Annotated in this window: 18 protein-coding genes; 16 read left to right on the top strand and 2 right to left on the bottom strand. The window is 38.8% G+C overall.

Annotated elements, in window-relative coordinates; genetic code table 11:
* Positions 1-91 precede the first annotated feature (91 nt).
* The 13 genes from EFT72_RS12980 (at position 92) to EFT72_RS12915 (ending at position 9,386) form a co-directional block, all read left to right on the top strand.
* Positions 92-496, top strand: coding sequence for a hypothetical protein (locus EFT72_RS12980; RefSeq protein ID WP_124067350.1), 405 nt, complete (start codon positions 92-94; stop codon positions 494-496).
* Between the two features lie 20 nt (positions 497-516).
* Positions 517-1,437, top strand: a complete 921-nt coding sequence (locus EFT72_RS12975) for a phosphatidylglycerol lysyltransferase domain-containing protein (RefSeq protein ID WP_124067349.1) — start codon at positions 517-519, stop codon at positions 1,435-1,437.
* 2 nt (positions 1,438-1,439) lie between these two features.
* Positions 1,440-2,486: a GNAT family N-acetyltransferase gene (locus EFT72_RS12970; RefSeq protein ID WP_124067348.1), complete on the top strand. Its 1,047-nt coding sequence runs from the start codon at positions 1,440-1,442 to the stop codon at positions 2,484-2,486.
* Positions 2,487-2,539: 53 nt separating this feature from the next.
* A complete protein-coding gene (locus tag EFT72_RS12965) occupies positions 2,540-3,277 on the top strand; it encodes an NAD-dependent protein deacylase (protein ID WP_124067347.1) in 738 nt (245 codons plus the stop codon).
* A 42-nt stretch (positions 3,278-3,319) separates the two neighbouring features.
* On the top strand, positions 3,320-4,312 hold the full coding sequence (locus EFT72_RS12960; protein WP_124067346.1) for an aldo/keto reductase: 993 nt from the start codon (positions 3,320-3,322) through the stop codon (positions 4,310-4,312).
* Positions 4,313-4,349: 37 nt separating this feature from the next.
* On the top strand, positions 4,350-4,547 hold the full coding sequence (locus tag EFT72_RS12955) for a DUF951 domain-containing protein (RefSeq protein WP_124067345.1): 198 nt from the start codon (positions 4,350-4,352) through the stop codon (positions 4,545-4,547).
* A gap of 151 nt (positions 4,548-4,698) precedes the next feature.
* A complete protein-coding gene (rpsF, locus tag EFT72_RS12950) occupies positions 4,699-4,986 on the top strand; it encodes a 30S ribosomal protein S6 (protein WP_124067344.1) in 288 nt (95 codons plus the stop codon).
* A 25-nt stretch (positions 4,987-5,011) separates the two neighbouring features.
* On the top strand, positions 5,012-5,464 hold the full coding sequence (locus EFT72_RS12945) for a single-stranded DNA-binding protein (protein ID WP_124067343.1): 453 nt from the start codon (positions 5,012-5,014) through the stop codon (positions 5,462-5,464).
* A 21-nt stretch (positions 5,465-5,485) separates the two neighbouring features.
* On the top strand, positions 5,486-5,752 hold the full coding sequence (gene rpsR / locus EFT72_RS12940) for a 30S ribosomal protein S18 (protein ID WP_124067342.1): 267 nt from the start codon (positions 5,486-5,488) through the stop codon (positions 5,750-5,752).
* Between the two features lie 208 nt (positions 5,753-5,960).
* Positions 5,961-6,767, top strand: a complete 807-nt coding sequence (locus tag EFT72_RS12935) for a hypothetical protein (RefSeq protein ID WP_124067341.1) — start codon at positions 5,961-5,963, stop codon at positions 6,765-6,767.
* 362 nt (positions 6,768-7,129) lie between these two features.
* Complete coding sequence (locus EFT72_RS12925; protein WP_124067340.1) at positions 7,130-7,594, top strand: hypothetical protein; 465 nt, start codon at positions 7,130-7,132, stop codon at positions 7,592-7,594.
* 510 nt (positions 7,595-8,104) lie between these two features.
* On the top strand, positions 8,105-8,887 hold the full coding sequence (locus tag EFT72_RS12920) for a sugar phosphate isomerase/epimerase family protein (protein ID WP_124067339.1): 783 nt from the start codon (positions 8,105-8,107) through the stop codon (positions 8,885-8,887).
* Positions 8,871-9,386 (top strand): GNAT family N-acetyltransferase, encoded by a 516-nt coding sequence (locus EFT72_RS12915; RefSeq protein ID WP_124067338.1) that lies wholly within the window; start codon positions 8,871-8,873, stop codon positions 9,384-9,386. The genes EFT72_RS12920 and EFT72_RS12915 overlap by 17 nt, the downstream gene beginning before the upstream one ends.
* Before the next feature lie 18 nt (positions 9,387-9,404).
* On the opposite strand, the gene EFT72_RS19800 is transcribed toward EFT72_RS12915, so the two are convergent.
* Positions 9,405-9,530 (bottom strand): hypothetical protein, encoded by a 126-nt coding sequence (locus tag EFT72_RS19800; protein ID WP_279221997.1) that lies wholly within the window; start codon positions 9,528-9,530, stop codon positions 9,405-9,407.
* A 207-nt stretch (positions 9,531-9,737) separates the two neighbouring features.
* Entirely contained in the window at positions 9,738-10,610 is an 873-nt protein-coding gene (locus EFT72_RS12910; protein WP_124067337.1) for a MurR/RpiR family transcriptional regulator, read from the bottom strand.
* A 266-nt stretch (positions 10,611-10,876) separates the two neighbouring features.
* On the opposite strand from EFT72_RS12910, the gene EFT72_RS12905 reads away from it, so the two are divergent.
* Genes EFT72_RS12905 through EFT72_RS12895 form a run of 3 tightly spaced genes read left to right on the top strand, consistent with a single transcriptional unit; the run spans position 10,877 to position 12,549 of the window.
* On the top strand, positions 10,877-11,284 hold the full coding sequence (locus EFT72_RS12905; RefSeq protein WP_124067336.1) for a PTS fructose transporter subunit IIA: 408 nt from the start codon (positions 10,877-10,879) through the stop codon (positions 11,282-11,284).
* A gap of 12 nt (positions 11,285-11,296) precedes the next feature.
* The gene (locus tag EFT72_RS12900; protein WP_124067335.1) at positions 11,297-11,788 is read left to right on the top strand and encodes a PTS sugar transporter subunit IIB; all 492 of its coding nucleotides are present in this window, start codon (positions 11,297-11,299) and stop codon (positions 11,786-11,788) included.
* A gap of 11 nt (positions 11,789-11,799) precedes the next feature.
* Complete coding sequence (locus EFT72_RS12895) at positions 11,800-12,549, top strand: PTS sugar transporter subunit IIC (RefSeq protein ID WP_124067334.1); 750 nt, start codon at positions 11,800-11,802, stop codon at positions 12,547-12,549.

Raw genomic sequence — 12,549 nt, 5'->3', positions numbered from 1 at the left:
TGAAAAGATTATGAAATATCGGTTTGAAACATTGACTTTGTATAGATAGATAATTATAGTTAATAAAAAGAAAAGGGGCGATAAACAGAGAATGAATGGAATAAAAGAGCGTCTTTATCGTTTTATGATCGGAAGATATGGAACGGATAAATTGGGACAGTTTTTGATTGGGGCTGCCTTTATACTATTAGCAGCCGGGTTTTTGACCAGAATTTACTGGTTTGAATTGGCTGCCTTTTTCGTTCTGACTGTTAGTTATATTCGTATGTTTTCTAAGAATATTGGAAAACGTCTGGGGGAAAACCAGAGATTTGAACGGATTTTATTTAATGGACAGGAGAAATATAAGAAATGGCGGTTTAAATTCCAACAATTTAAAAAATATCATATATACAAGTGCCCGAAATGTGGGCAGAAAATCAGGATTCCCAGAGGAAAGGGAAAATTAAGCATTCATTGTCCAAAGTGCAAGACTGATTTTATAAAGAAAAGCTAGTGAAATAGAAGGGAATTATTATGAATTTACAATTTAAGCCGATTGAGGCAATTGATGTTGACAAGATGAGACCATTTTATGCCTTACGGCCCAATAAAACATGTGATAGTGTATATTTAGACAGCTTTATCTGGAGGGAATATTATCATGTGAAGTACGCCATCAGCGACAACAACGCACTGCAGTTTTTAATGGAAAAGGATGGGAAACCTTTTACCGCGATGCCTATGTGCAAAGAGGAGGATTTGTCTCGTTGTTTCAAGGAAATTACACAATATTTTAATCAGGTGTTAAAAGAACCTTTGTGTATTAATCTGGCAGACGAGGCGGCGATTCAGTACTTAAATCTGGATCCGGAAGAATTTGAGATCAAAGAGGTGGAGGATTTAAGGGATTATCTTTATGATGCAGATAAAATGAAATCACTTTCTGGAAAGAAATTACACAAAAAAAAGAACCACTTAAACTCTTTTTTAAAGCAATATGAAGGTCGTTATGAATATCGGACTCTTTGCTGTTCGGATCGGGATGGTGTGGTGGAATTTTTAAATGAATGGTGGGAGAATAAGGTGGAAGCCGCTGAATTTGTTCGTCAGCTTGATTATGAGGTGATGGGGATTCATGAGATCTTAAAAAACTGTTCGGTATTAAATGTTCGTATGGCAGGTGTTTTTATTGATGGAAAACTAAGGGCATTTACCATTGGTTCCTACAATCCGCTTGAGAAAATGGCGGTGATTCACATAGAAAAAGCGGACCCAACGGTTAAGGGCCTCTATCAATTTATCAATCAGCAGTTTTTGATTCATGCTTATCCGGAAGAGCTGGTACTTGTAAACCGGGAAGATGATGTGGGGATGGAGGGATTACGCAGAGCAAAGATGTCTTATTATCCAGTTGACTTTGCTCGGAAATATAGTGTGGTCCAGAAGGGTATGTAAGGATGATACGTTATTTGAAACAAGATGAAAAGAGTCAGAGCCGGGGGCTGTGGGAGATGGTTTTTTCAGAGGACACCCAGAGTTTTCTCGATTATTATTATTCAGATCGGGTACGAAAAAATAAGATTTTGACTGCATGGGATAAGGACAAGGTGGCAGCAATGCTTCACCGAAATCCCTACGAGGTTGTGGTAAAAGACCGTATCTGGAAGGTGGATTATATTGCCGGAGTCGCCACAGATCCGTCCCATCGGCATCAGGGATATATGAGACGGCTTTTGGATCGCTGCTTTACCGATATGTACAGGGAGCGGATGGGATTTACGTTTTTGGTTCCTGCGGACCCGGCAATTTACCATCCCTTTGATTTTACTTATATCTGCGATCTTCCCCAAGTTGTTCTGAGTGAAAAGGGCAGACTTTCCTTAAGCCGTCGGGCTTTTATGGAACGGTCTGATGCCAGAGAAGCAGCAAGATTTGCAGGGAGAGAGCTGGAAAAAAGGTATGAGGTCTATGCCCACAGAGATGAAGAGTATTACAAAAATTTGTGCAGAGAAGTAAGAAGCGACAAAGGAGATATGGTTTTACTTTCTTCCAGAGAGGAGAAGGAACGTCTGTGTTGTATCTTAGCCTATTACGGAGAAAAAGCGGAGACACAAAGAGAGTTGATCTGCCTGCCGGGATATGAGAAGGAAATCGGGACGCCAAAGCCATCGGTTATGGGGCGTATCATTCATCTGGAGCAGTTCGTTTCTGTAATTCGGTTAGAAGAAGACTGCCCGGTCAGTGAGATGGAGCTTTTTATTGAGGTGAAGGATGACTTGATCCGGCAAAATTCAGGTGTATTTCTATGGAAGCTTAACCGGGAAACATCAAAACTGATTCCGATAGATGGGCTAGAAGGGATCAAACCCCATCTATCCATGGGGATAGGTGAGCTGACTTACTGGTTGTTTGGATACCGGAAACCTTCTGTGCCAGAAGATAGAATCTCCATGGTGGATCGTATTCATTCACTACAAGGCGTATTTTTTGATGAAATTACTTAATGTCCGTCTGGTATCGATTGCTAGTTGGGTTTAAGAAAGGATGGGCTGGTCATATGGAAGAAATCAAACAATTGGCAGAATGGATTGGGGAGAGCAGTCGTATTGTATTCTTTGGCGGGGCTGGTGTCTCTACGGAAAGTGACATACCGGACTTTAGAGGAGTCGGGGGGCTTTACCGGGAACAATATAAATATCCACCAGAGACAATCATAAGTCATAGCTTTTATAAGAAAAATCCAGAAGAATTTTACCGGTTTTATAAAAATAAGATGCTGTTTCCTCATGCACAGCCCAATCAGGCACATCTTGTTTTGGCAAAATTAGAAGAGATGGGAAAATTAAAAGCAGTCGTCACCCAGAATATTGATGGTTTGCACCAAGCAGCTGGAAGCAGGAATGTACTGGAGCTTCATGGTTCGGTACATAGGAATTTCTGTACGCGTTGTTTAAAATCCTGGAATCTAAGTGAGGTCTGTTTGATGATGGAGAAAGAAGCAGTGCCGAAGTGCAGCTGTGGGGGGATCATCAAACCGGATGTGGTCCTTTATGAAGAGAGCCTGAATGAGACGGTATTAAGCCAGGCGATTTCTTCTATCTCGGAAGCGGATCTATTGATTGTGGGAGGAACGTCTCTAACCGTCTATCCGGCAGCAGGACTGATTAACGAATACAGGGGGAATCGGATGGTGCTGATTAATAAGACTGTTACTCCCATGGATCACAGAGCAGATCTGGTGATCAGTGGCAGCATTGGTGCGGTGCTTTCAAACGCATTTGCAGAACTAGAATGAATATCCGAACTAGAATTGACTTAGAAAGAGGAGGATGCATCGATGTATCAGGCAGCGAAGGACAGATATGACAAGATGGAGTACAAACGTTGTGGGAAAAGCGGAATTATGTTACCTAGAGTATCCTTGGGATTATGGCAGAATTTTGGAATGGAAAAATCGTTGGACGAACAACAAAAGATTCTTTTAAAAGCTTTTGATCTAGGAATCACTCATTTTGATCTTGCCAATAACTATGGGGCTCCAGCAGCGGGGAAGGCAGAGGTGAATTTTGGAACAATACTAAAAAGTGATCTGGGAAGATATCGGGATGAGTTGTTGATTTCTACAAAAGCAGGGTTTGATATGTGGCCAGGACCTTATGGGAATTGGGGATCAAGGAAATATCTCACAGCTAGTTTGGATCAGAGTCTAAAGCGGATGGGGATATCCTATGTGGATATATTCTACCACCATAGACCAGACCCCAATACACCACTTCTTGAAACAATGGGTACATTGGCAGACTTTGTGAAGCAGGGGAAAGCTCTTTATGTGGGGATTTCCAATTATAGCAAGGATGAAGCCGTGGAAGCGGTAAAGGTCTTAAATGATTTGGGCGTTCATTGCCTCATTGAACAGCCAAGATATAACATGCTTGAGAGGACACCAGAAGAAGGATTGCTTTCTGCTATGGAGGAAATGGGTGTGGGCTGCATCTGTTATAGCCCACTGGCACAGGGAGCACTGACAGATCGATATCTAAAGGGAATTCCCTCTGACTCCAGGGCAGCAAGAGAAGGTGCTACGTTACAGGAACGTTATCTGAATGGCAATTTAGATCAGATTAAAAAGCTTCACGTAATGGCAGGCAAGAGAGGTCAAACGCTGGCACAGATGGCACTATCCTGGGTCCTTCGGCAATCAGCAGTTACTTCGGTTTTGGTAGGAGCCAGCAGTATCAAACAGCTTGAGGACAATATAGCCTGCTTGGATCATCTTGATTTTACGCAGGAAGAACTGGATGAAGTGGATGCAATCTTAAAGAAAGATTGACCGGAATAAGAAAAGAACGGATAGATGGGTGTATAGAATGAATTATGAAGTTGGAGATGTTGTGAAACTGAAAAAGCCTCATCCTTGTGGAAGTCAGGAGTGGGAAATTTTAAGAGTTGGAGCGGATTTTCGATTAAAATGCATGGGTTGTGGTCACCAGATTATGGTTCCTAGAAAGCTTGTGGAGAAAAATACCAGAGGTTTAAAGGGAGAAAATGGACAACCCAAGGCATAAAGGACGGTTATTTCAGGAAAATGCGAGGAAAATGATGAAAAGGACTTGCTTTTATCTCGTTTTTCCGGTATAATACTACTCCGTGACATATAATATCCTTGCTCCTGAAACTGAAAGCAGGGGCCAGAGACCACAAGGAGGTAATGAAGGCATGAACAAATATGAGTTAACTGTTGTTCTTAACGCTAAACTCGAAGATGAAGAGAGAGCGGCAGAGATCGAAAAAGTGACTGGTTATATCACTCGTTTCGGCGGAGCTGTAACCAATATTGATGAATGGGGTAAGAAAAGATTAGCTTACGAAATTCAGAAAATGAAAGAAGGATTCTACTACTTCATCAAATTTGATGGCGAATCCAATACACCGAATGAGTTAGAACAAAACATTCGTATTATGGAGTCCGTTATTCGATACTTATGCGTAAGACAAGAGGCATAATAGTAGATAAAGAAAGCGTGATCGTATGAATAAAGTAATCCTTATGGGTAGATTAACCCGTGATCCAGAAGTAAGATATTCCCAGGGCGAGCGTACGATGGCTATAGCAAGGTATACCCTTGCTGTTGACCGAAGAGGCCGCAGGAATCAGGACGGCAATGAACAGACTGCAGATTTCATCAACTGTGTTGCATTTGACAAGTCAGGAGAATTTGCGGAGAAGTATTTCCGTCAGGGTATGAGAGTACTGATTTCCGGAAGGATCCAGACTGGAAATTATACGAATAAAGAAGGCATTAAAGTTTATACAACTGATGTGATTATTGAAGATCAGGAATTTGCTGACAGTAAAGGATCTTCAGGCGAAGGTGGCGGTGGTTATCAGCCGACCTCCAGACCTGCACCTTCCAGTGCAATCGGCGATGGATTCATGAATATTCCGGATGGAGTCGAAGACGAAGGACTTCCATTCAACTAAATTGGACAGGAGGTAATACCAATGGCATATAACAGGAATGATAGAGCAGATGGCTCAAAGTTCAGAAGAGGCGGAATGCGTAGAAGGAAAAAAGTTTGTGTATTCTGTGGCGAAAAGAACGGAGTTATCGATTATAAAGATGTTAATAAGTTAAAAAGATATGTTTCTGAAAGAGGAAAAATTCTTCCGAGACGTATTACAGGAAACTGTGCAAAGCACCAGAGAGCACTGACTGTTGCAATCAAGAGAGCTAGACATATCGCTCTTATGCCTTACACAATGGACTAAATCCTTTTTAAGGGTTTCGTGATATGGAAAGACTTCACATGAGAGTGTGGGGTCTTTTTTGCTGTTGAAATAAATGGCTCTTTGTCAATCGTTGGGGTGGGATTCAATGTGTATAGTAATGGGGTGTTAATTGAAAAATGTATATTTTGTGTTATACTAAAGGAAAGAGCATGATTTTACTGGTGAATAGAGAGGAGCGTTTAACAGGATGAATATTTTACAAAATTCAAATTTATTTCAATTAAATAAACAGAATCCATTTAATAGAAAACTTGGGTTACAATTACCTTTAAAAAATAATGTATTAAATGAAGTTGCGAATAAAGCAATTGAAGGGAAGAAAAATAGATACAATTTTGATATAGACACTTACTCAAAAATACAATATACAGGGGAGTTAGAAGAATTGCCTGCGGAGGTTCTAAAATATTATTCTGCGAGTCTTAAAGTTCTTTCTAATATATCCACTGATCAGGAAAAAGCACTAAGTTCTTTTAAGGATCGGCTTATTTCTTATGATAAACAAATTCAGTCCTATCAGGATATTGCAGATGGGAAGGTAAGTCTGCCGGAGGGTATTACCAGTAATGATATTAACAGCCTATTAACCGAAACAAAACAAAGTCGGGAAAAATACTTAGAGGAAGGATTAAAGAAAATAAATAAGTGGGATTTATATAAGAGTGATTTTTTTAATCGAACAATTCATTCAGCATTTGGTGAAAATATATTCACTGAAAGCAGCGGAAACTGGAAAATTGATATGAATACTTCCGATATTTATGCTGAAATAGACAAGGTCATTAAATCAACAAGGGATGTAACACAAACCCTTAATGAGGGAATTAACCGAATTCATGATATTCTTGAGAGAAGAGGATATGGGGATACGATGTATAATAGGCATCAAACCGTATCCCCTCCTGATAACTCCCAACTTCCTTACACAAATACTGCTGATAACTTAGCATTATTACTGGATTCAATTAAAAACAAAGGTAATCCGTTTGTCTGACCTTTTAAAAAAAGTTTGTTTGACAAATTGTTATTGCAGGATATGGTGCTGTTAAAGCAGGTACGTGGCTCTATGATACTATATCCGATTATTTAGAAAACTCTGATAATCGTAAAATAGCAAAAATAAGAGCTAAAATTCCCTCTAGGTTATTAGATGATGATGGAAATGTAGATTTAGGTAAATTTGATCAAAGAGTTAATCGTAAAACGGCTTATAAAGAAAAAGGTGGCTGGACAATTGATCAGGATAAAGCTAGTCATGGAAATAGAAAATGGAAGTTAAAAGACAAATCCAATAAAAGAGTTGCATCTCTGGGTGAGAATGGAGAAGTATTAGCGAAATAGAAGGTGGTTAATAATATGTATGAGTTAATAAATTCTTTACAGGAAACTGAAAATTATTATTATATTGATTATATTCCGTATAATACTGACAATCCAAATTTTTTAGAATTAGAAGAATATTTTGAGCAAAGTGAACTTAAGTCATTTTCAAAAAAAATTTCAAGGATAATTCTAAAACTTATATACTATTATCAATGTGAGATATATTTGATAGAACCCACTAAAAAAATTCCAAAAAAGTTTGATTTTCCATTCGAAGAGAATATTAGAAAAAATACACCTAAAAAGTTATCATATATTATTCGTCAGATTATATTAAAAGATTTTTCCTCTATCAATATTCTTTTTACTGAGCTTGCTTTTCTTATTACTATTGAGGGAGAATTTGCCGTAACAATTTATAATGTACCTGATAAAGTGGTTCAATTACTTAATCAGTTGGTTCAACAAGAAGGACTGTTTTTAAAAAAACATAATTGAGATTCCAGAATTTTATAACTGAAGTTTACATGCAAAAGTAAAAAATAAAAGTAGTAGTTAGATAAAATATCCTTAATAGGGGGTCGGTTAATCCGGCTCCTTTTTGTCGTATATCAAGACACCTATTATTTGCACTATTTGAATATTCTTGTGTGGTGAAACGTAAGCGATGAATAACCTGCCGTTCCACAAATTCCTCTAACTATGAAATAATAGAGACAACCAGGAGGGTCTCTATTCATATCGGTTCTCGATTGACTACTTTGTATTCGTTCACTACAATTCTTCGAATCAAGTACTTGACTTCTCCTCAGTAAACAGAAAAAGGGGCGTTGCTCCATGACTAAAAATAGTCATTTTGCAACACTCCCATTTTGGGTTGTAAATCAACTTATATATTAAAAACAACTACCTAAGGCTGGAATTTATCTTTAACTTACTTTATAATTAAAAATTAGAAAAGTAATTGAATTTTTGATTAGGAACGCTTGAACATAGGGGGAGAGGATCATGCTTACAATTTATGATTGGTTTGGCTATGAATTGCCGATAAAGGAACGTTATCGGCTGATAAAAGAAGCGGGGTTTGACGGAGTTTTATTATGGTGGAGTGAATGGTTAGGGCGAGAGGATTATCGCAATGGTCCACAAATAGCTCGGGAAGCAGGTCTTGTTATAGAAAATATTCATACGCCGTTCCAAGTTCAGGACAATATCTGGCTTGATACTCTAGACGGGGAAGCCTCCATTGATTGCTATTTGCAATGCGTTAAGGACTGTGCAGAATACGAGATTCCCACCATGGTGGTGCATCTTCCAGATGATGACAAACCTTATAATACATTGGGATTGAATCGAATCAAGAAAATCGCTGAAACAGCGGAACAGCTTGGAGTCAATGTTGCATTGGAGAATTTACATAACTTTACCAATTTAACTTATATGCTGGATCAAGTGGATTCTCGGCGCGTGGGATTCTGCTACGATTGCTGCCATCACTACCACTATTATCCTAACTATGATTTGCTATCCATGTATGGTTCCCGGTTGATGGCATTGCATTTACACGACTTTGATGGAAATAGCATACACCGATTCCCCTTTGACGGTACAATCAATTGGTCTGAAGCGATGAAAAAAATTACGAAAACTGGTTATTCCGGTCCAACGGCAATTGAGGCGATGAATTGGAATTATAACCATCTTTCGGCAGAAGAATATCTAAAAGAAGCATTTCAACGGGCAAAAAGGCTAGAGTCATTACAAGGAGTAAAAAATGGGGATTGTATATAGGGTTCCATCATTGGATGAATTGGAGAAGGTAAGCGTACAAATCGTAGTCAGTTATGTAGCAGCGTATGAAGGACAGATGGACCATGAGTATTTGTCCTCCTTAAAGTCGGACCATTGGGTACCGATTTTGCAGGAGAGTATAAATAATGGAGATATTTGTCTTATTGCAGAAGGCGATGGAGTCATAATCGGAAGTACTGTGTTTGGTGTCGACTGCAATGGACAGGAGACCTATGCACAGTGGCATGCATTTTATCTACTGCCTCATTTTATTGGAATCGGGGTTGGACATGCTTTTTATCAACAAATTGAGAAAGAGATGATTGGAAGAGGGTGTGAGTATTGTGAACTGGAAGTGCTATCGTCCAATAAACGTGCCATACAGTTTTACTTATCTCATGGATTCACAAAGACTAAAGTCTTCCAGGTGGAAGAATACGGGATGAGCTTATCCTGCGACATCATGAAGAAAGTTTTTAAAAAGGAGACTATGAAGTGAGTTTTTCTGAATAAACAATCAGCTGCATCTCTTTGGGGCTTGCTTCCTTTCCGTAAAAGGTGGATCTGTATCTTCAACCCAGGATTGATTTTTAATATCTAGGCTCCATATTGTTTTATACCAGTCAGCATTTTTAACTTTCATTCTTTGTCTCCTCCTTTTTAATTACCAGTTTCTTAAGTATAACAAAAAAACAAATAAATGGTAGACTTGTAATATTTATTATGCTATCATGGATAATGAAGTGCGGATATTTTTATATAAAAAATGAAAACATTTGTAGTAATTGAAATAAATAGAAAACCCAAAAGGGACTGGTCGCTTAGCGACCAGTCCCTTTTGGGTTGTAAATTAAAGTAAGTCCATCAGACGGTCCAGTTTATCTCTGGTATCATCTTGATCGCTGAGTTTTGAATAAGAGGCAGCTTTTTGGAAATTTTGAAAGACCCCCATATCTTCACATAAAAAGTTGTGAAACAGCATATCGAAAAGAACTAAGATTAAGATTTCCCTGGATATGGTGTTGCTGCTGTGAAGAAAATCAGTTTTGGGAATCAATAGGGTCAAATCTACATAGGGAGAGCAAAGGGACTTTTCATAATTGGAGATCAAAAGTACGCTGCTGTCATTTTTTTTAAAATCGGATAAGATGGTGGACAATTGCTTATGGTTGCCAGAAAGAGATATGGTAATAAAAAGATCGCTTTCTTTGGACAGGCTTTGATACAACTTTAAAGTATCGTAATTTGTAAGAGCCTGAACGGTAAGACCAAGTATCATAAATTTATGAGCAATTATTTCGGCTACATTCTGATTGAAGTTTAAGCCAATGATAAAAATACGCCGAGATCGAAGCATAAGCTTTCGGGCATGATTAATATCCGATGGATTTGTTAAGTGAAACAAGCTGTCTAGAAGCATTTTGTTGTCATTTAATAGAGTGGAATAGTCGGAGTGATTAATGGATGATGAATTTTTATCCATCTCCTTTTGCATGGTATATTTTAACTCGTTAAGCCCAGAATACCCTACTTTTTGGGCAAAGCGGATCACGCTGGCATCGGAAGTTCCAATTTCTTTTGCCAATTCTTGAGCACTCATCTCAATAAAATTCTCCGTATTTTTTTTAATGTATTGAACAATTTTCCAGTCAGTCTTGGTAAACTGGTTTGACATTCCTTCAATACGTGCCATGAGTGTAAATAGTTCATAATGATCTGCCATGTGCAGTACAGCCTTCCTTTCATTCTTCCCAAAAAGGGGAAGCCGTGTTTTTGTAGTACTTTTGTAGTGAATTTCAATTCAGTATAACATGTTTCTCTGCTTTAGTTCAATAACCTTGAATAAAATAGGTTGTTATGATAGACAAAGTAGTAAAATACATAATAAAAATTGTGAAAATAGTATAAATACAACATTGACACTTAAAATGTAGTATGCTACAATTCGAAATATAGGGATTCGAATAAGGAAAAAAGGAGGTAGAAAAAATGAGCAAACCGCAAATTTTACTTTTGACCCATGGGGGCTGGGGACAGGCACTAACAGAGAGTTTAAAGATGATAATGGGAAGTGTGGATTTTGTCTATGAAATTCCACTAACACCAGAACAGACCTTAACTGAGTATTACACGCTTGTTAATGCGTATGCAAAAGGTATGCCAAAGCAATCGCTGATTATGACTGATGTATTTGGAGGGACAACAACCAATGTAGGTGCTAAAATCGGGAAAGAACAAAATTTAAAAGTGATATCAGGGCTAAATGCCCCCCTTCTGATTGAAGCTTGTACTCAGATAAAATATACGGGGGATTGTAACTTTGATGTGGTATTACAGCAGGGGCAAGAATCAATCATAGACGTAGTTAAGGAAGTCTTAAATTCTATGGAACAATAGGAGGAGGAAACAATGGCAGATATCGTATTATGCAGAGTTGACAGCAGACTGATTCATGGACAGGTAATGACAAAGTGGGTCAATCAGTCTCAGGCGAACAAGATCGTCGTGGTAAGTGACAGCCTGGCGGCAGATGAATTTATGTTGGAAATCTACTTAATGGCAGCGCCGGCAGGAGTGAAAGTAGAATGTTATAGCAAAGAAGGAGCAGCTCTAAACTTCAAAGAAAATCAGTTTGGAGACGGACGTGTTCTTCTGCTGCTTCCTGACCTAGAAAGTATGAAAGAAGTATACGACAAAGGAATCAAGGTGTCAGACATACAGGTTGGAGGACTGGGTGGAGCACCGAACCGTAAGGTTGTATTTCAAAACATTACGTTAGATGACTTGGATGTAGAAGTGTTAAATTATTTACAAAATTCAGGGGTTAAGGTGATTTTTCAGACGATTCCGGAGGATGTTCCTCAAGAATTAAATACCATTCTAAAAAAATACAATAATTAGGGAGGTTTTTTATGAGCGTGTTGTTGTTATCATTATGTATGGGGGTTTATTATTGGTTTTGCCGTTTGCGGCTTGGATATACATTTTCAGCCATGTTACTGCAACCGGTAGTGATTGGGGTTTTTGTAGGACTTTTAACAGGAAATATGGTACTGGCTATGAAAATCGGAGCGGGGCTGCAGCTGGTCTATCTGGGAGTAACCTCTACACCTGGCGGCAATGTCCCCAGTGATCCGGCCTTAGCTGGCTGTATTGCCATTCCTTTGGGTGTCATGTCGCATATGGCTCCGGAGGTTGCCATCGCACTTGCCATTCCGTTTGGTGTCCTTGGAGTATTTGTTGATCAGTTAAGAAGAAGTACCAACGCAGTTTGGGTCCATATGGCTGACCGATACGCTGAAAATGCAGATACGAAAGGAATTCTCCGTGCGGCGTTTTTATATCCAGCAATTGCAGGTCTTGTAATCCGGTTTCCCATTGTATTTGCCATTGATTTTTTTGGTGTCACAGCAGTAGAGAAACTTATGAAAATTTTACCCCAGTGGCTGATGCATTCCTTTGAGATTATGGGTGGAATTTTACCTGCTCTTGGTTTTGCGATTACGCTATCCGTGATCGGGAAAAAGAATCTGATTCCATTTTTCATCATGGGATTCTTTGCAGTGATGTATTTGAAACTTGACACCATGGCAGTCGCTATTTTTGCAACCTGTGTGGCATTGCTTTTGGGTTTGTTCCAGTTAAAAGAGGAGGCGATATAA

It is taken from the genome of Clostridium sp. E02 (assembly GCF_003833015.1).
Classification (GTDB): Bacteria; Bacillota; Clostridia; order Lachnospirales; family Lachnospiraceae; genus Lacrimispora.
Note: the sequence above shows the minus strand (reverse complement) of the source record. Positions and strands in the feature narration are given on the sequence as shown.

Excerpts from the sequence above, each read along its gene's own strand:
- EFT72_RS12980 (WP_124067350.1), top strand. The coding sequence starts at position 92 with ATGAATGGAATAAAAGAGCGTCTTTATCGTTTTATGATCGGAAGATAT.
- EFT72_RS12975 (WP_124067349.1), top strand. The coding sequence starts at position 517 with ATGAATTTACAATTTAAGCCGATTGAGGCAATTGATGTTGACAAGATG.
- EFT72_RS12970 (WP_124067348.1), top strand. The coding sequence starts at position 1,440 with ATGATACGTTATTTGAAACAAGATGAAAAGAGTCAGAGCCGGGGGCTG.
- EFT72_RS12965 (WP_124067347.1), top strand. The coding sequence starts at position 2,540 with ATGGAAGAAATCAAACAATTGGCAGAATGGATTGGGGAGAGCAGTCGT.
- EFT72_RS12960 (WP_124067346.1), top strand. The coding sequence starts at position 3,320 with ATGTATCAGGCAGCGAAGGACAGATATGACAAGATGGAGTACAAACGT.
- EFT72_RS12955 (WP_124067345.1), top strand. The coding sequence starts at position 4,350 with ATGAATTATGAAGTTGGAGATGTTGTGAAACTGAAAAAGCCTCATCCT.
- rpsF (WP_124067344.1), top strand. The coding sequence starts at position 4,699 with ATGAACAAATATGAGTTAACTGTTGTTCTTAACGCTAAACTCGAAGAT.
- EFT72_RS12945 (WP_124067343.1), top strand. The coding sequence starts at position 5,012 with ATGAATAAAGTAATCCTTATGGGTAGATTAACCCGTGATCCAGAAGTA.
- rpsR (WP_124067342.1), top strand. The coding sequence starts at position 5,486 with ATGGCATATAACAGGAATGATAGAGCAGATGGCTCAAAGTTCAGAAGA.
- EFT72_RS12935 (WP_124067341.1), top strand. The coding sequence starts at position 5,961 with ATGAATATTTTACAAAATTCAAATTTATTTCAATTAAATAAACAGAAT.
- EFT72_RS12925 (WP_124067340.1), top strand. The coding sequence starts at position 7,130 with ATGTATGAGTTAATAAATTCTTTACAGGAAACTGAAAATTATTATTAT.
- EFT72_RS12920 (WP_124067339.1), top strand. The coding sequence starts at position 8,105 with ATGCTTACAATTTATGATTGGTTTGGCTATGAATTGCCGATAAAGGAA.
- EFT72_RS12915 (WP_124067338.1), top strand. The coding sequence starts at position 8,871 with ATGGGGATTGTATATAGGGTTCCATCATTGGATGAATTGGAGAAGGTA.
- EFT72_RS19800 (WP_279221997.1), bottom strand. The coding sequence starts at position 9,530 with ATGAAAGTTAAAAATGCTGACTGGTATAAAACAATATGGAGCCTAGAT.
- EFT72_RS12910 (WP_124067337.1), bottom strand. The coding sequence starts at position 10,610 with ATGGCAGATCATTATGAACTATTTACACTCATGGCACGTATTGAAGGA.
- EFT72_RS12905 (WP_124067336.1), top strand. The coding sequence starts at position 10,877 with ATGAGCAAACCGCAAATTTTACTTTTGACCCATGGGGGCTGGGGACAG.
- EFT72_RS12900 (WP_124067335.1), top strand. The coding sequence starts at position 11,297 with ATGGCAGATATCGTATTATGCAGAGTTGACAGCAGACTGATTCATGGA.
- EFT72_RS12895 (WP_124067334.1), top strand. The coding sequence starts at position 11,800 with ATGAGCGTGTTGTTGTTATCATTATGTATGGGGGTTTATTATTGGTTT.